The sequence below is a fragment of the Streptomyces sp. NPDC001890 genome, from assembly GCF_042891445.1.
Classification (GTDB): domain Bacteria; phylum Actinomycetota; class Actinomycetes; order Streptomycetales; family Streptomycetaceae; genus Streptomyces.
Genome location: NZ_JBIATE010000007.1, coordinates 201,741 through 217,627, shown reverse-complemented (window position 1 = coordinate 217,627; position 15,887 = coordinate 201,741). Strand labels below are relative to the sequence as shown.

At 71.4% G+C, this 15,887-nt stretch carries 19 protein-coding genes; 9 read left to right on the top strand and 10 right to left on the bottom strand.

What is annotated here, in order from left to right:
• Window positions 1-55: 55 nt before the first annotated feature.
• Entirely contained in the window at window positions 56-1,327 is a 1,272-nt protein-coding gene (locus ACFYY1_RS20560) for a GNAT family N-acetyltransferase (protein ID WP_388587377.1), read from the top strand.
• A gap of 27 nt (window positions 1,328-1,354) precedes the next feature.
• Here the strand turns inward: ACFYY1_RS20560 and ACFYY1_RS20555 are convergent, their stop codons facing one another.
• On the bottom strand, window positions 1,355-1,522 hold the full coding sequence (locus tag ACFYY1_RS20555) for a hypothetical protein (protein ID WP_376305808.1): 168 nt from the start codon (window positions 1,520-1,522) through the stop codon (window positions 1,355-1,357).
• A 292-nt stretch (window positions 1,523-1,814) separates the two neighbouring features.
• Here ACFYY1_RS20555 and ACFYY1_RS20550 point away from each other — a divergent pair, with 292 nt between their 5' ends.
• The 5 genes from ACFYY1_RS20550 (at window position 1,815) to ACFYY1_RS20530 (ending at window position 6,420) form a co-directional block, all read left to right on the top strand.
• On the top strand, window positions 1,815-2,741 hold the full coding sequence (locus tag ACFYY1_RS20550; protein ID WP_388587374.1) for a GntR family transcriptional regulator: 927 nt from the start codon (window positions 1,815-1,817) through the stop codon (window positions 2,739-2,741).
• 2 nt (window positions 2,742-2,743) lie between these two features.
• Window positions 2,744-3,577, top strand: coding sequence for an HAD family hydrolase (locus tag ACFYY1_RS20545; protein ID WP_388587371.1), 834 nt, complete (start codon window positions 2,744-2,746; stop codon window positions 3,575-3,577).
• Between the two features lie 149 nt (window positions 3,578-3,726).
• Entirely contained in the window at window positions 3,727-4,854 is a 1,128-nt protein-coding gene (locus ACFYY1_RS20540; RefSeq protein ID WP_388587368.1) for a phosphotransferase, read from the top strand.
• 56 nt (window positions 4,855-4,910) lie between these two features.
• Window positions 4,911-5,738 (top strand): TetR/AcrR family transcriptional regulator, encoded by an 828-nt coding sequence (locus tag ACFYY1_RS20535; RefSeq protein ID WP_388587366.1) that lies wholly within the window; start codon window positions 4,911-4,913, stop codon window positions 5,736-5,738.
• Between the two features lie 25 nt (window positions 5,739-5,763).
• A complete protein-coding gene (locus tag ACFYY1_RS20530; RefSeq protein WP_388587363.1) occupies window positions 5,764-6,420 on the top strand; it encodes a TetR family transcriptional regulator in 657 nt (218 codons plus the stop codon).
• Window position 6,421: 1 nt separating this feature from the next.
• Here the strand turns inward: ACFYY1_RS20530 and ACFYY1_RS20525 are convergent, their stop codons facing one another.
• From ACFYY1_RS20525 to ACFYY1_RS20510, 4 genes are all read right to left on the bottom strand, one after another.
• Window positions 6,422-6,946: a DUF2199 domain-containing protein gene (locus ACFYY1_RS20525; protein WP_388587360.1), complete on the bottom strand. Its 525-nt coding sequence runs from the start codon at window positions 6,944-6,946 to the stop codon at window positions 6,422-6,424.
• 83 nt (window positions 6,947-7,029) lie between these two features.
• Entirely contained in the window at window positions 7,030-8,049 is a 1,020-nt protein-coding gene (gene galE, locus ACFYY1_RS20520) for a UDP-glucose 4-epimerase GalE (RefSeq protein WP_388587358.1), read from the bottom strand.
• 115 nt (window positions 8,050-8,164) lie between these two features.
• Window positions 8,165-9,088, bottom strand: coding sequence for an oxidoreductase (locus tag ACFYY1_RS20515; RefSeq protein ID WP_388587355.1), 924 nt, complete (start codon window positions 9,086-9,088; stop codon window positions 8,165-8,167).
• A gap of 119 nt (window positions 9,089-9,207) precedes the next feature.
• Window positions 9,208-9,849 carry a hypothetical protein gene (locus ACFYY1_RS20510; RefSeq protein WP_388587352.1) on the bottom strand — a complete coding sequence of 214 codons (642 nt, stop codon included), beginning with the start codon at window positions 9,847-9,849 and terminating at the stop codon, window positions 9,208-9,210.
• 190 nt (window positions 9,850-10,039) lie between these two features.
• Here ACFYY1_RS20510 and ACFYY1_RS20505 point away from each other — a divergent pair, with 190 nt between their 5' ends.
• On the top strand, window positions 10,040-10,411 hold the full coding sequence (locus ACFYY1_RS20505; protein ID WP_388587350.1) for a VOC family protein: 372 nt from the start codon (window positions 10,040-10,042) through the stop codon (window positions 10,409-10,411).
• Between the two features lie 9 nt (window positions 10,412-10,420).
• On the opposite strand, the gene ACFYY1_RS20500 is transcribed toward ACFYY1_RS20505, so the two are convergent.
• The gene (locus ACFYY1_RS20500; RefSeq protein ID WP_388587348.1) at window positions 10,421-10,813 is read right to left on the bottom strand and encodes a hypothetical protein; all 393 of its coding nucleotides are present in this window, start codon (window positions 10,811-10,813) and stop codon (window positions 10,421-10,423) included.
• A gap of 100 nt (window positions 10,814-10,913) precedes the next feature.
• On the opposite strand from ACFYY1_RS20500, the gene ACFYY1_RS20495 reads away from it, so the two are divergent.
• Window positions 10,914-11,537: a TetR/AcrR family transcriptional regulator gene (locus ACFYY1_RS20495; protein WP_388587572.1), complete on the top strand. Its 624-nt coding sequence runs from the start codon at window positions 10,914-10,916 to the stop codon at window positions 11,535-11,537.
• 220 nt (window positions 11,538-11,757) lie between these two features.
• Here the strand turns inward: ACFYY1_RS20495 and ACFYY1_RS20490 are convergent, their stop codons facing one another.
• From ACFYY1_RS20490 to ACFYY1_RS20480, 3 genes are all read right to left on the bottom strand, one after another.
• Window positions 11,758-11,949 (bottom strand): hypothetical protein, encoded by a 192-nt coding sequence (locus ACFYY1_RS20490; protein ID WP_388587345.1) that lies wholly within the window; start codon window positions 11,947-11,949, stop codon window positions 11,758-11,760.
• A gap of 11 nt (window positions 11,950-11,960) precedes the next feature.
• The gene (locus ACFYY1_RS20485) at window positions 11,961-13,040 is read right to left on the bottom strand and encodes a protein phosphatase 2C domain-containing protein (protein WP_388587343.1); all 1,080 of its coding nucleotides are present in this window, start codon (window positions 13,038-13,040) and stop codon (window positions 11,961-11,963) included.
• Between the two features lie 240 nt (window positions 13,041-13,280).
• Window positions 13,281-13,973 (bottom strand): TetR/AcrR family transcriptional regulator, encoded by a 693-nt coding sequence (locus ACFYY1_RS20480; RefSeq protein ID WP_388587341.1) that lies wholly within the window; start codon window positions 13,971-13,973, stop codon window positions 13,281-13,283.
• 53 nt (window positions 13,974-14,026) lie between these two features.
• On the opposite strand from ACFYY1_RS20480, the gene ACFYY1_RS20475 reads away from it, so the two are divergent.
• Complete coding sequence (locus tag ACFYY1_RS20475) at window positions 14,027-15,145, top strand: FAD-dependent oxidoreductase (RefSeq protein ID WP_388587338.1); 1,119 nt, start codon at window positions 14,027-14,029, stop codon at window positions 15,143-15,145.
• A 1-nt stretch (window position 15,146) separates the two neighbouring features.
• Here ACFYY1_RS20475 and ACFYY1_RS20470 read toward each other — a convergent pair whose 3' ends face one another.
• Window positions 15,147-15,845: a Clp protease N-terminal domain-containing protein gene (locus tag ACFYY1_RS20470; RefSeq protein ID WP_388587335.1), complete on the bottom strand. Its 699-nt coding sequence runs from the start codon at window positions 15,843-15,845 to the stop codon at window positions 15,147-15,149.
• Between the last annotated feature and the right edge of the window lie 42 nt (window positions 15,846-15,887).

The window sequence follows — 15,887 nt, the reverse complement described above, 5'->3', positions numbered from 1 at the left end:
ACGCCGGTGGAAAACCGGGAGACATGCCGTGAGCCCTGTGCCTAGCGTGGCCCGCATGGCTCTCGACATCCGCACGGTCACCGCCGCCGAATTCCCCGACTGGCTGCGCGCCAAGCACACCGGCTTCCTGCGCCCGACGACGGACACGGCCACGGAGGAGGAGGCGGAAAGGCGTCTTCCGTACACGGATCTCTCCCGTACGCAGGGCGCGTTCGACGGCGGACGGTGCGTGGCCACGTTCCGTTCGTTCGCCCAGGAGCTCACGGCCGTCGGCGGCGCCGCGGTGCCGGCGGACGCGATCTCCAACGTCACGGTGTCGCCCACGCACCGCCGTCGCGGGCTGCTCAGCCGGATGATGGCCACGGACCTGGCGGCGGCGAAGGAGCGCGGCGAGGTGGTCGCCACGCTGATCGCCGCCGAGTACCCGATCTACGGGCGGTACGGCTTCGGCCCGGCGACCTGGACCACCGAGTGGGAGATCGACGTACCGAGGGCGGGCCTCGACCCGCGCTGGTCGGGCCCGTCCGAGCGGGACGGCGGCCGGATCGACCTGGTGAGCGGCGCGGACGTACGCAAACTGGGCCCGGCCCTCCACGACCGGCTGCGCGCCCGGCAGCACGGCGTGGTCGACCGCGACGCGCGCTGGTGGTCCGTGAACACCGGAGAGGTCCAGCCGGGTCCCGGGGCGCCGGGTTCCGATGCCTGGACGGAGCCCTTCTACGCGGTCCACAGCAACGCCGCCGGCGAGGTGGACGGCCTGATCGTCTACCGGGCCGACGGCAACTGGGGCGACGCCAAGCAGCCGCTGAACCGGGCCACGGTGCTCGGACAGATCGCCGTCACCCCGGCCGCCGAGCGCGCGCTCTGGCACTTCGTCTGCTCGATCGACTGGATCGCCACGGTCCGTTCCGGCTACCGCGCCCCCGACGACCTGCTGCCCCTGCTCCTCCCGGACCCGCGCGCCGCCCGCATCGTCACTCAGGCGGACTGGCTGTGGGTACGGCTGCTGGACGTCGTACGCGCCCTGGAGGCCCGCACCTACGCGGCACCCGGCACGCTCACCCTCGACGTCCACGACGCCTCGGGCCTGACCCCCGGTCGCTACCGCCTGGAGTCCACCACCTCCGGCACGAGCTGCACCCGCACCACGGCCGACGCCGATCTCGCCCTGGACGTACGGGAACTGGGCACCCTCTACCTGGGCGACGAATCCCCGACCCGGCTGGCGTCCCTGGACCGCATCGAGGAACTCACGCCCGGCGCGGTGGCGACGGCGGAGGCGATGTTCCGGGCGGGGCGGCGGGCCTGGTGCCCGGATGTGTTCTGAGCACCCCCGCGCCCGCCAGGCCGGCGTCTAGTCGTCGGTGGGGATGACGAGCAGGGCCAGGATCACGGCCCCCGCACCGGCGCAGTTGGGGCTGCCCGCCTTGAGCCCGAAGGTGAGCAGCGCCAGGCCCACCGTGCCCATGAATCCGTACTTCCACTGAACGATCTGCTCAAGTCCAAGTGTGATGAATGGCATGGCGATCACTCCTCCGGCGGGGAAGGGGCGTCGGTGCACGCACTCCGTTGTGCCGCTCGGACGCTACTGCCTGGTTGTTCTGATGTCTGTGACTCCTGGCAACCAATCAACTCGCTCTGCAATTTGACCGGTTGACTTGATATCATTCTTCCCTACGGGTGAGTGGTCGTAAACTTGTCTGGTTGTGCAGGCGAGTTGATGTCAGCAGCATGACGATTGTGTTGGCAGTTGGATGTATCTCCTGTGCTGGGGCCGTGAGTTGTATGGTTGACAGGTGACAAGTCGTGAGTCTGTGGCACCTGACGGTAAGCGGCAGTACCAGCGGATCGCCGATGAGCTGCTCAAGGGGATCAACAGCGAGGTCTGGCGGCCCGGTGACCGGCTGCCGACGCAGGAGCAGCTGGCCGACCGGTTCGGCGTCTCCCGCGCCACGATCAACGAAGCGCTGCGGCTGCTCCGCGACAAGCGCCTGATCGTCACCCGGCAGGGCAGCGGTACGTTCGTCAGCGAGTCCGAGGCGGGTGTTCCCTCGCCCCGGCCGGGTGTTCCCGCGGACGCCGGTCACGAGGACGGCGACGTCTGGGCGGTCGTCTCGGAGAGCGTCCCTCCGGTGCTGCTGAAGCCCTACCTGGAGGAGGCGTTCGAGGCGACCGAGGTGCGGCTCGACGTCTTCTCGATGACCACGGAGTCGCTGGCCGCGCGGGTGTCCGACCAGAAGAACCGCATCATGACCGGCGTCATCCAGCCGCCCCGGTCCATCAGGGCCCGGCTGATGCTCCCCGACTGCGACTCCCCGCACCTGGCCATCCCGCGCCCGGTGGACGGTCCGGACGATCCCCGGGTGCGGAGGCGGCTGAAGGGCATTCTGCAGAGCCACGCGACGATGCTCAGGGAGGCCCTGTACGAACTGCGTTACCAGGGCTTCGTGCAGGAGGTGGAGGTCGAGGTGCGGTTGGTGCCGTTCTCGCCCCAGATGAAGCTGTACATTCTGAACCGCCGACTGGCGCTCCAGGGCCTCTATGTGACGGAAGAGGGCACCATCCCGCTCCCTCCGGACCAGGAGGAAGTCGAGATCTACGACGCCTACGGCACGGGAGCGACCCTTTTCCCGTACCGTGCCTCGGCCGACGCCACACCCGATCAGGTCGGCATTGTGCGCACGTTTCAGGCGTTCTTCGATTCGAACTGGGACAACCTAGCCACAAGGGCGGACTTCTGATCGTGTCTCAAGCCACGGCCACCCCCGCATCACCGGACACCGCGTCCTCGGACACCGCGTCCGTTCCGGAAGTGCGGGACCTGCTCTCCCGCGCCCGATGCGTCGTGCTCGATTTCGACGGCCCCGTCGCCAGGCTGTTCGCCGGCGGCCACCGGAGCCAGGAGAGCGTGGCGGGTGACATCGCCGATGAGCTGCTGCGGATCGCGGCGTCGCACGGCATCGAGCTGGCCGGGGTGAGGGGGAGCAAGGACCCCCACGAGGTGTTCGGCGCGTACGCGAGGGGCGCGGCGGACCGCGACGGTGCGCACCCCTGGCACATCGCCGCCGACGAGATGCACGGTGCGCTGACCACCTGGGAGCTCAAGTCGGCGGAGCACGCGGAGCCGACCCCCGGCGCCGCGGCCTTCATCCGGGCCTGGAGCCGGAAGGCCGGCCCGCGGACGACGGGGGCGCCCGCACCTGCGGACGGGCGGCTGGCGGTGGCGTCCAACAACCACCACGGAGCCATCACCCGCTATCTCGAACGTGAGTCGCTGCTGGAGTTCTTCGACGGTCCGGTCATCGGCCGGAACGAGGGCGATGTCGGGCTGATGAAGCCGAACCCCTGGATTCTGCACGAGGTCGTCCGGGCGACGGGGGCCGATGTGGCGGAGCACCTGATGATCGGGGACTCCCTCTCGGACCGGCAGGCGGCGCGGAGCGCGGGGATGCCGTTCCTCGGCTATCACCGCAAGGCAGGGAAGCGGCAGTCGCTGCGCGCCCCGGGGCCGGACGGCCGGCGGCCCCCCGTGATCGCGACCATGCAGGTTCTGGCCGATGCCGCGAGCGCCCTGTGAAGGCACAAGTGCGGTGGAACGGCCGGAAGTTGTACCTTCCTTGGTATGGATCGCGACGAGGTGGCCGTACCGGCCGGTGAGGCCGGTCGTCGCCCGGGGGGCCGGGTTCGCGCGCAGCGCGGCCGGGCCTGCCGGTGACCGTGGTCCGGGTGCCCGCCGCCGTGGGGTCCTCGGCCGGAGCGGGATGCCGGGTGGCGGCGGCGCGGGCGAGCGCGGCGGCGCTGGTGCCGGACGAGAGCCTGCTGGTGGGGCCGCTGAACGGGTACCACCACGAGACGTATGCCTTTCCGCTGCCGGCCGATGACGGTTCCGGGGCGCAGACCTGGTGGAAGTGCCGGTACCCGCGGGCGGGGCTGCTCCGGTTCGACCTGCGCTGGTTCACCTCGGAGCAGGCGCTCCTGGCGGCGCTGCAGGGGCGGGTCACCCGGATACCCGCGGTGGCCGAACGGGCGGGGGTCCCCCTCTATTCGTTCGTGGAGGGCCGGACGCTCGGCGAGACCTGTCCTCCCGGGACCGCGCTCACGGAGCGCCATCTGGGCCAGCTCGGCGTCCTCTTCGGGGAGTTGGTCTCCATCGGTGCGGACGGCGTCGGAACCGACGGTGCCGGGGGCGTCCGGGAGGGCGATTCCGCGGCCTTCCTGTCGCGGCTGATCGGCTTCACCGAACACCATGTGCGCCGCCGCCACCTTCCCCGCTACGGCGCCCTCTTCGCGGAACTCGGCGTACCCGACGGCGGCCTGGACCGGCTGCGCGGCGAGGCCGGGGGGCTGACGCCTCGTCCGTTCACCCTGGTCCATGGCGATCTGCACCGCGAGAACCTCGTGGTCGACGCCCGGGGCGACCTGTGGACCATCGACTGGGAGCTCGCCATGGTCGGAGATCCGCTCTACGACCTGGCGACCCATCTCCATCTGATGCGCTATCCCCGGCGGGAGGGGGAGCGGGTCGCCGAAATCTGGCGCGATGCGGTCGAGGGCGTGCGGCGCGGCAGCTCCGAGGGGTGGGAACGGGATCTGCCGGTGCTGCTGAAGTACAAGCGGGTGCAGTCCGTCTACACGGATGTGATCCGTGCGGCCCTCGCGCTCGGTCCTGGGGGCCCGGGGACGAGGAAAGGGACGGAGCGGTGGCTGCCGGCCCGGGAGTCCGGGCGGATCCGGGAGGTTCTGGCAGCGGCGGCGGTGGCGCTGGGAATGGCCCGGGTGCCGACGTCCAGGCAGATCCGTATCGCCTACGAGAACTGGTTCGAGTCGCACCCGCGCATCGCCGCGGCCTCCTGATCCGCTCCTCTGCGTGCGCAATGCGCAGAAATGTGTATGCACTACGCAAATCTAGGATGGGGTCGAGGGAAGGTGGGGTTCAGGTGACTGAGGAGAAGGGGTCGCCAGGTGGTACGGGCCTGCCGGCCAGTATCGAGGCCGCTTGGGGGCTGCGGGCGCGGCCGGTCAAGGGGCCGAAGCCGGGGCTGAGTCTGGCGCGCATCGTGGACGCCGCGGTGGCGGTGGCGGCGGCCGAGGGGCTCGGCGGGGTGTCGATGGGGCGGGTCGCCAAGGACCTGGGGGCCTCGACGATGTCGCTCTATCGGTACGTGTCCGCCAAGGGGGAGCTGTACGTCCTGATGCAGGAGGCGGCGATGGGCCCGCCGCCCCCGCTGCCCGCGCCGGAGAGCGGGGCCGGCTGGCGGGAGGCGCTCACGCAGTGGGCGTGGGCGCAGCGCCGGGTGTTCCACCGCAATCTGTGGATGCTCCGCATCCCGGTCTCGGGCCCGCCCGCCAGCCCGAACTCGGTCGCCTGGTGGGAGCAGGGCCTGCGGGCCCTCGAAGGTGCCGGTCTGGACGCGCGCGACGAGGTCTCCGTCATCCTGCTCGTCAACGGGTTCGTACGGAACGAGGCGCTGCTGATGGGCGATCTCGCGGCCGCCGTGGAAGCGCGCGGTATCCCGGCGCAGGAGGTGGCGGACGGGTACACCCGCACCCTGGACCGGCTCGTCGACCCCGTACGCCATCCGTCGCTCTCCCGGGTGCTGGACTCCGAGGTGCTTCAGGCGCCGCGCGGGCCCGACGAGGAATTCGCGTTCGGGCTGGCGCGGGTGCTGGACGGGATCGAGGCGCTGGTGGAGGCGCGGGCGGGGTCCCGGGCGCCCTCGGACGTCAAGTCCGCTTGAGGTCAAGGGCGTACGCTTCGGAGTCATGGACGGAGAGAAGCCCGGTCCCGGGACGGCGGGGGCGGCTCACGAGCAGATGAGCCTGCGGGAGCGGAAGAAGCAGCTGACCTACCAGGCGGTCTCCGAGGCCGCGATCGCGATGTTCCTGGAGCGGGGCTTCGACAAGGTCTCGGTGGCGGAGGTGGCGGCGGCGGCCGACATCTCGAAGCCGACCCTGTTCCGGTACTTCCCGGCCAAGGAGGACCTGGTCCTGCACCGGTTCGCCGACCACGAGGACGAGGCGGCCCGCGTGGTCGCCACCCGTGCGGAGACCGAATCCCCGCTGGACGCGCTGCGCCGCAACTTCCTGGACGGGCTGGAGCGGGGCGACCCGGTGACCGGGCTCTGCGATGTGCCGCAGGTGCTGGCGTACCAGCGGCTGCTGTACGGGACGCCGTCCCTGGTGGCCCGCCTGTACGGCTACCAGAGCCGTTCGGAGGCGGCACTCGCCCGTGCGCTGGGCGACCGGGTGGCGGACCGGCTCGCGGCGGGCCAGATCATCGCCGTACAGCGCGTCCTCGCCCTGGAGAACTGGCGGCGGATCGACGCGGGGGAGAGCGCGCGGCAGGTGTACGCGGACGCGGTCGAGGCGGCCGAGCTCGCCTTCGCGCAGCTGCGGTCGGGGCTCGGGGCGCAGCGGTAGCTCAGGAGGGCGGCTCGTCCTCGGCGTGCAGCACCGCTTCGGCGATCTCCCGCACCCGGTCCCGGGTGATGCCGGTGCGCTGTTCCACGGCGAGCGGGTGATCGGTGGGCTCCAGCTCGATGCTGGGGCGCCGGCCGATCGGGCGGGTGTGGGCGTTGGTCCTCAGGTTGGTCGTGCGGGGCGAGTACAGCCCCAGCTCGGTGCTCAGCCAGCCGAAGTACGGCTGCTCGGACTCGCGGCCGGGCGTCTCCCACACATCGAGGGCGCGGGCGAAGTTCTCCCGGCTGAGCGAGACCCAGACGCCCCAGGAGAAGGGCTCCTCGCTGCCGAACACGGGTATCTCGATCAGACCCTTGATGAAGTAGTGCTCGTGTCTGACGATGCACTGGTCGGAGGAGAGCATGCTGTCGGGGTCGCTCTCCAGACCCGCGTCCCAGACGTCGGGCGCCATGGTCGAGTACCCCATCGGGAGTTCCGCGTGGTGTTCGCCGCAGCGGGAGCAGATGTAGCCGGGGTCGATAGCCATGGGCGGATCCTAAGGGCTGTCCCGCCGGGGATTACGGGACAACCCTTGGGTCCTGCGGCCGGACCGCCGTCCGCCGGTGGCCGTCACTGCCGGCCGTCGTGCGGACCCTTCGGAGCCTGGAGCACGTCCTCGCGTACGGCGGCCCAGTCCAGGGAGTGGCGGATGCCCTCCTTCAGCGAGTACCGCGGCCGCCACCCCAGCAGCCGTTCCGCCCGGTCGCTCCGGGTGTACGCCCCCGCCGCGTCGCCCGGCCGCGCCGCGGCGTCGACCGCCGGCACGGGGGTGCCGGTCACCTCGTTGAAGGCGTCCAGGAGTTCGCGCACGGTGGTGCCCGTTCCGGTGCCCAGGTTGATGACGGTGGAGCCGGCCTCCGGCAGGACGGCGTCGAAGGCGCCGAGCGCGGCCACGTGCGCGGCGGCCAGGTCCCAGACGTGGACGTAGTCCCGGATGCCGGAACCGTCGCGCGTCGGGTAGCCGTTCCCGGTGACCGGGAACGGGACGCCCTCCTCCTGTGCCTGGATCATCTTGCCCAGGGCGTGGCTCGGGCGCCGCAGCTGCAATCCCGTGCGCAGCTTCGGGTCCGCGCCGACCGGGTTGAAGTAGCGCAGGGACACCACCCGGAGCGGCCGGGTGGCGGCGATGTCGGCGAACATCGCCTCGCACACCGCCTTGGTGCGCGCGTACGGGCTCTGCGGGGCGAGCGGGGAGTCCTCGTCGACCGTCAGGTCCGCACCGGCGGCGTAGATGGAGGCGGACGAGCTGAAGATCAGGCGGGTGCAGCCGTTGCGCAGCAGATGCTCCGCGAACTCCAGGGACTTGGTCACGTTCGCCCGGTAGTAGCCGACCGGGTCGGCCACCGATTCCGGGACCACGATCAGGGCCGCGCAGTGGACCACGGCGTCGATGTCCGGGTGCTCGGCGAAGATCCGGTCGATCAGGGGGCCGTCCGCGATGTCGCCCTCGTGGAAGGCCCGGCCCCGGGCGAACTCCCGTCTGCCCGTGACCAGGCTGTCGAGGACGACAGGAGTGATCCCGGCGTCCTCGCAGGCGGACGCGACCGTGCTGCCTATGTATCCCGCGCCTCCGGCGATCAGGACCTTCATGCGGTATCCGCCCCTCCAGCTCTTCGCCTCTTCGGCCTCTTCGGCCGGGCTCGTGGAGGGATCGTAGGCATATGCGGTGGACCGGGGGCCATACCGGCCGCGTCCGCGCGGGCGATCAGCCGCGGCGTCCGAGCAGCGCCATGTCGTCCTCGTCGAGGACCAGGCGTCCCGCGGCCACGTTCTCCTCCAGGTGGGCGAGCGAGGCGGTGCCGGGGATCTGCACGATCGAGGGCGAGCGGGCCAGGCCCCACGCGATGGCCACCTGGTGCACCGTCGCGCCGTGCCGCTCAGCCACCTTCCGGACGTTCTGTTCGGCGAGATCGGTGTGACCGCCACCGAGCGCGAAGAACGGCATGTACGCGATACCGGCGTCCGCGCACTCGTCGACGAGCGCGGCGTCGGCCTGGTCGAGCACACCGAAACGGTTCTGGACGGCGGCGACCGGCGCGATCGACCGGGCCTCCGCGAGCTGCCCGCTCGTCACGTTGCTGACGCCCAGCTGCCGGATCAGCCCTTCCTCGCGCAGTGCGGCCAGCACGGCGAACCGTTCGCCGATCGGCTCCACGACGCCGCCGCTCAGCCGTCCGACCCGCAGATGCACCAGGTCGAGGGTGTCGACCCCGAGGTCCTCCAGATTCCGCTCCACCTCCCCGCGCAGCTGGTCGGGGCGGGCCTCGGCGTACATCTCACCGGTCTCGTCCCGCAGCGGGCCGACCTTGGTGGCGATGGTGACGTCCGGGGAGTACGGGAACAGCGCCTCGCGCAGCAGGTCGTTGGCCCGGTGGGTGGGGGAGAAGTAGAAGGCGGCGGTGTCGATGTACCGCGCCCCGAGCTCGACGGCGCGCCGCGCCACGGCCACGGCCTTCGCCGTGTCGCCGGCCGGTCCGCTCCACCGTCCCGGCAGCTGCATCGCGCCGAAGCCGAGCCGCGGGATGGTGACGGTGCCGCCCAGCTCGAAGACTCCGGGGCCCGGGGTGGCGCCGGTGGTGGTGGACGGGGAACCGGAATCGGGGGTCGGAAGGATCTCTGAGGAGGTCATGGGGGGCAGCATCGCGCCTGGAGGGCCGTCCCGTCACCTCCGTAAAGCCGTGCCTCCGTTCCGTGGAGCCGTGTCCCGGTTCTGTTCCGTACAGCTCTGTCCCGTTCTGTTCTCGCGGGTCAGCCGAGTGGCGAGGCGTGGCCCGGCCTGCAGCCGGAGGGGACGCTGTTGCCGCTGATGTCGAAGTCCCCGCAGGTGAGGAAGACATCGTTGAACTCGCCGAGCAGGAAGGCCAGTACGCCGACGAGCGCGACGGCGCCGATGACCGTCCGGCGCTGGTGCACGGAGAGTTCCGACTCCCCGAACAGCAGGAGCTGGAGGAGCACCCAGGTCAGCAGCGGGGTGCCGACGACGCTGATGATGCCGCCGATCAGGAAGAGCGCCTCGCCCTGCCAGTTGCCGCTGTGCCGCGGTACGACGGCGGCGAGGACGATCCAGACGCTGGGCAGCGCCAGGCAGGCCCAGTACAGCCAGCCATGACGCGGCCCGCGCTCGCGCATCACGAAGCCGGCCAGCAGCACGGCTGTCGACACCGCCCAGAGGGTGAGCATCTGGTAGTAGAAGATGACGTTGTAGGCGCCGAGCGTGAACGCGGGCTCCCAGACGGCCAGCGCGCCGCCGCCCGCGATGACGGCGGTCCTCGGCACCACCGAGGCACCGTCGCGAGCGAGCCCGCTCCCGAGGCCGCGCCCGCGTCCGCGCCCGTGCCCCCGCGCTGCGGGGCCGGGGGACGCGTTCCCGTCGTCCTTGTCGTCAGCCATGAGGATCCGTCTCCGGCATGGGGATATTTCCGGATACGTTACCCAGAGCCGGTCCTCTTCCCGGGTGTGATCGGGCCGCCGACGGGGGGAACCCCCGCGGCGAAAGTGGCTACTGGAGGTGGTGCGGCGGTGCCTAGGGTGTGGGTGTCCGTCGCGAGAGTCCGACGTCCACAGACCGGCCGGAGGCGCCATGTCCCTGCAGATGAAGTTGGCCGCGATCACGCTCGACTGCCCTGATCCGCCGGCCCTGGCGGCGTTCTACCAGCAGGCCACCGGCCTCGAACCCCACCCGAAGTCGGACGCCGGCTTCGCGGGTCTCAACCGTGCGGACGGACTCTTCATCGGCTTTCAGCGGGTCGACGACTACCGGGCTCCGCGCTGGCCCGACCAGAGCGTCCCCCAGCAGCTGCACCTCTGCTTCGACGTCGCGGACCTGGACGAGGCCGAGGCGCGGCTGCTGGAGCTGGGCGCGGGCAAACCGGATCACCAGCCTCATGAGGCCGGCAGGGCGCGGGTCCTCACCGATCCGGCCGGTCACCCCTTCTGCATCTGCCAAGCCTGACCGGCGGGTTCAGGAACGCCGGGCAGCCCCCAGCAGCGCGGCGAACGCGAGGGGCGCGGCCGTCTGGTACCCGATCCACACCTCACCCCCGGCACTGCCGCCCTGCCGCGCCAGCAGGAGGCCGACGGCGGCCGTCAGCACCCAGCCGGTGTCGTAGGCCACCATGAGCCGCAGGCAGGTGCGCACCGGCCGTCGGCGCGCGTACCGGATCTCGATCCCGCCGCAGACCAGCAGGGCCAGGCCGGATGCGGCCATCAGCCAGCCGGGCACGCCGAGCAGTCGGCCGAGCGGGGCCGCGCCGGCGATGCAGACGGCGGCGAGCAGCACCTTGAAGGCGCCATCGGCGACCGTCCCCACTGTCCAACGGGTCCAGCGCGGTGTCGCGACCTGGGTCGTGAGCATGAACGTTCCTCCCCGGAATACCTCGTGCCTCGCGCCTCGTACTCGTACCTCGTGCCGACTGGTTCCATAATGAGATTACGGCAATAATGAGATTATGAGAATGACGAGAGCGGAGGCCAAGGAGCGCAACCGCCGAGCCTTGCTGGATGCCGCGTTCCAGGTCGTCTCCCGGGACGGGTACCGGGCCAGGCTCGACGAGATCGCCGACCGGGCCGGCCTGACCACCGGTGCGGTCTACTCGCTGTTCGGGAGCAAGGACGGCCTGGTGGTCGCCCTGGTCGCCGACCATCTGCGGCCGTACTACGAAGAGATCGAGCGGGCGGTGCCCGCCGAACTGGATCTGCTCGAAGCGGTCGACGCCTTCGCCCGGCACTACCGGCGAGGTTGTGACGCCCCGGACGCGTTGTCAGGTCTGTCGCTCCAGATCACTCTGCTGGACATGGCCCTGCACGACCCGGAGCTGGGGGCCCGGCTCGCCACGTCCGTCCGGTCGCAGGAAGCCCACCTGATCGCGCTGTTCGCCGGACGGCCTTACGACGGGGGCGTCGTGACGCCGGATCAGGCGCAACGCCTGACCACCGCGCTCAGGGCGCTGTTCGTCGGCCTCACCCAGGGCGTCGCCCTCGGCCTCGCCCCCGGTGCCGACGAGCAGTACTTCGCCGACACCGCCCGCGCCCTGGTGTCCGGCATGTCCCTCATCGATCCCGACGCGGCCCCTTCGTGACGGCCGTCCGCCACCGGGCCACCCGAGCCCGCGGAGTCGACCACCGTCACGATCGTCTCCAGCGGGCTCGTCCCGCGGCTGGTCGCATACGGCGGACCGGGCGCGTGCTGCCCGGCCACGGACCAGACCTGACCTGACCCGGCATGGTGATGCGTGACGAGAGAGTCATGCGTCCGCATCCTGCTGTACACGGGTCCCGCCCGCGCATCGCCCGCTCGGTTCACCGGCGGAGCCGGGCCGGCAGGCGCCGTGGCACCGGTCGCCAGGTGCGCCAGGTGCGCCAGGTGGGCCAGGTGCGAGCCGGCCTGGACCGGGGGGCCGGTTCGGTCTTTCCGGCCTGGCGGGCGAGCCGGTACGCGTCCGCCTCGCGGATGAGTTCCCGGGAGCGGATCCGGTGCAACTCGAAGTGCATGCCGCTCGCTCCTACTGCTGGAGCTCCACGACATCGGCGACGACGCAGCTGACGTTGTCGGGGCCGCCGGATCCGTTGGCGAGGGCGATGAGTTCGCGGACCGCCCGCTCCGGCTCCGGGACCTCACGGAGCACCCGGCGGATCTCCTCGCTCCGCACGACGGCCGACAGGCCGTCGGAGCAGAGCAGGTACCGGTCTCCCCGCCGGGCGTCGTGGAGGCGCATGTCGGGGGTGCCATCGGCTCCTTGGCCCAAGGCCCGTATCAGCAGCGACCGCTGGGGGTGGGAGGCGGCCTCTTCCGCGCTGATGCGGCCCTCGTCGACCATCGACTGCACCAGGGTGTGGTCGTGGGTGATCTGGAACAGCTCCCCGTCCCGCAGGAGATGGGCGCGGGAGTCGCCGATGTGGACGAGGGCCAGTTGCGATCCGGTCCAGAGCATCGCGGTGAGCGTGGTGCCGGCCTCCTCGGGCGACGAGCCGGGCCCGAGGACGCCGTTGACGGCGTGCCTGGCCTGTTCGACGGCGTCTTCGAGGACGTTGAGGAGATCGCCCGCCGGGACGCTGCCGGTCTCCAGGTGCTTGAGCGCGTCGACGGCGGCCGCGCCGGCCGGGGCTCCCGCGCTGCCGTAGCCGTCGGCGACGGCGAGCAGACGGGACCCGGCGTAGGCGGTGTCCTGGTTGCTCTCGCGGACGAGGCCCGTGTCGGAAAGGGCGGCGTAACGGATCCCCAGGGGGCTGGTGGTCGAGGTCATGGCGGGGTCCTTCCAGGAAAGGTGGTCGATGAGGAAGGAAGCGAGGTCCCGCCGTGCGGCGGTGTCGGCCTCGACCTGCGCCCAGAACGCGCGGATCTCCTGCGCCGCCGCGGCCGGCTCCAGCGTGCGGACCTGCTGGATACGGGCCAGGGGCATCCCCAGGCGCCGGAGCCAGGCGACCAGTCGGGCCTGCTCCAGCAGTTCCGGTGCGTAGAGGCGGTAGCCGGTCACCGGGTCGACGCGGGTGGGGGCCAGCAGACCGAGCTCGTCGTAGAGACGCAGCGCCTTCGGCGACAGCCGGGACGCCTTCGCGAACGCCCCGATGGTCAGCAGTTCCATGCCCGCTCTCCTCCTCGTACCGGGCACGTCGCCCGGCACCACCGATGCTGTGGCTTCCCCCAGGGTGAAGGTCAACCGGAGTCCCGCGCCGGTCGGCGAACTGCCGGTCGAGAGCGGTCGGGGCCGATGTCGATGGCGGGACCGGCGTCGAGCCCGTGAGCGCACTGCCGCCGGGTGGCCGGGCCGTGGAGGCGTTCGCCCCGGCGGCCGACCTCACTCACATGCGGCGGGAGCCGGGCGTCACGCCGGCGGCCGGGTGAGTTTGGCGGCCACGGCGTCGAGGACCCAGTCCAGGCCGGTCGCGAAGGATGTCTCGGCGTCCACGTCCGTGCCGTCGTACACGGCCCTGGCCAGTGCCGGGAAGCGGCCCGTGGCCAGCATTCCCGTCAGATGCGGGCCGGAGGCCCGCTGCCAGTCGTGCTTGGACAGGCCCGTGGCACGCTCGGCCCGCAGGTTCGTGATCTCGCGCCTGACCGCGCCGATGAAGTAGGCGCTGACAGTCTCCACGGCGCGCATGACGGTGTCGATGTCCGTGAGCTCGTCGAAGGCGGCCAGCGTGGCCTCGGTCACGGCAAGGCGGTTCGGGCCCAGGGCCGGGCGACCGCCGAGCAGGTCGGCCAGCCATTCGTGACGGAGAGCGGCCTGCCTGGTGCGCTGGGCCAGGACGCGCAACGCCTCCCGCCAGTCACCGGGCTGCTCCTCGGAGCGGATCTCGGCGTGGACCTCGTCCACCATGAGGTCGAACAGCTCCTCCTTGGTGGAGATGAATCGGTACAGCCGCATGGGGCCGGCGTCCAGACGGGCGGCGACCTTGCGCAAGGACACCGCCTCCAGCCCGCCCTCGTCGGCCAGCGCGATGGCGGCGCCGACGATCCGCTCCCGGTCGAGCGGCACGGGTTGAGTCGGCGGCTCCGGTCGGTCCCACACAGTCATAGCGGCATCGTACCGTTGCGATACACCGTAACGAACGAATACAGTGTATCGGCATGAGACATCGCATCGCGGTGGTCGGCGGCGGCCCGGCCGGCCTTTCCTTCGCCCGCGTCCTGCACCGCCATGGTCACCCCGTCACCGTCCTCGAACGCGATCCCGCCCCCGACGCCCGCCCTGCGGGCGGCACGCTGGACCTGCGCGAAGGGCTGGGCCAGCTCGCACTGGACAAGGCGGGGCTGCTGGCGGAGTTCCGGGCGCTGTCCCGTCCCGAGGGGCAGGCCATGCGCATCCTGGACACGGACGGGACCGTCCTGCGCGACTGGCGCCCCCGCCCGGATGACCGGGCCGGTCCCGAGATCGACCGCGGGCAACTCCGTGATCTGCTGCTCGGCCCTCTCGACGTCCAGTGGGGGCGGGGCGTGACGCAGGTGGTGCCGGGAACCCGGGATGGCGTACTGGTCCGCTTCGCGGACGGGCGACAGGAGGCGTTCGACCTCGTGGTCGGCGCGGACGGCGCCTGGTCCCGGACCCGTCCGGCGGTCTCGTCGGTGACGCCGCACTACACCGGCGTCACCTCGGTCGAGACCTCCCTCGACGACGTCGACACCCGCCACCCCGGCCTCGCCCGGTTGATCGGCGACGGTTCCGTGGCCGTGTACGGCGTGAACCGCTCCCTCGTCGCCCAGCGCAACAGCGGCGGCCACGTCAAGGTGTACGCCCAGTTCCGTGCGCCGCTGGACTGGCACACACACCTGGACCTGGCCGATGCCGAGGCCGTGCGATCGGGCCTGCTGGCGCTGTTCGACGGCTGGGCCGCCCCCGTTCTCGACCTCCTCCGCCACGGCACCGCTTTCGTCCACCGCCCCCTCCACGTCCTGCCCGTGTCCCACACCTGGACCCACGTCCCCGGGGTGACGCTGCTGGGCGACGCCGCCCATCTGATGCCCCCGCTGGGGGCGGGCGCGAACCTCGCGATGCTGGAGGGCGCCGAACTCGCCGAGGCCGTCGCCACCGGCCCCGCGGATCCGGACGAGGTCGTCCGCGCCTTCGAGGAACGGATGTGGGCGCGGGCCGGCAGGTGGGCGCAGATCACGGCGGACGGTCTGGAACGCCTCGTGAGCCCTGACCCTTCTGAAGCCCTCGCCCTCTTCGACCAGGTCCAGTCGTCCTGACTCAGGCGTCCGCAGTCGTGGTGCCGGGGGCGGCCGGGTCCAAGCCGGCCTCGGCCAGGACGTCGGCGGCGACTCCGCGGCCGACCTGGGCAAGGCCGATCAGCAGGTCGTCGCAGTCGATGCGGTCGGAGCCGTTCTGCTCGGATCGTGCCTCGGCGATGGCGATGGCCTTGCGGGAGTAGGGCGTCCAGGCGATGCGCTCGGCCGCCTGGGAGGCGCCCATGCTCAGCCGGGTGCCGACGGACCGGTGGACCGTTTCCCGCGAGATGCCGGCGGCCTGCAGGAGCCGGGTGGCGCTGTTGTCCTGCGCGGTCAGTCCCCAGAGCAGGTGCTCGGTGCCGATGTAGTTGTTGCGGTGATGGACCGCCGCCTGCTTGACGTGGGTCATCGCCTGGCGGAGGTCGTCGGTCATCGTCTCGGGGCTGTAGCGCTTGTGCGGTGCGTGGAACCGCTGTTGGACCGCTTGCCGGGTCACGCCCAGGGCGGTGCCGATGTCGGTCCACGAGTTGCCGTGCATCCGGCAGTGCTCGACGTAGTCCTCGACCAGGTCGTCTGCCAGCGCCTGCATCTGGCCTGCGAGTTGGGCGGCCACGGTCAGCAGGGCGAGCCAGTCGGGCTGTTCTTGTCCGCCGGGTCGGTGTGCGGTGTCGTACCTGCGGTCGACTTCCGCGATGAGATCGTCCAGGTCTGGAAGAGCCATTGGGCAAGTACGCCTTGACAGTTTGGAATTGTCAAGGCGTAC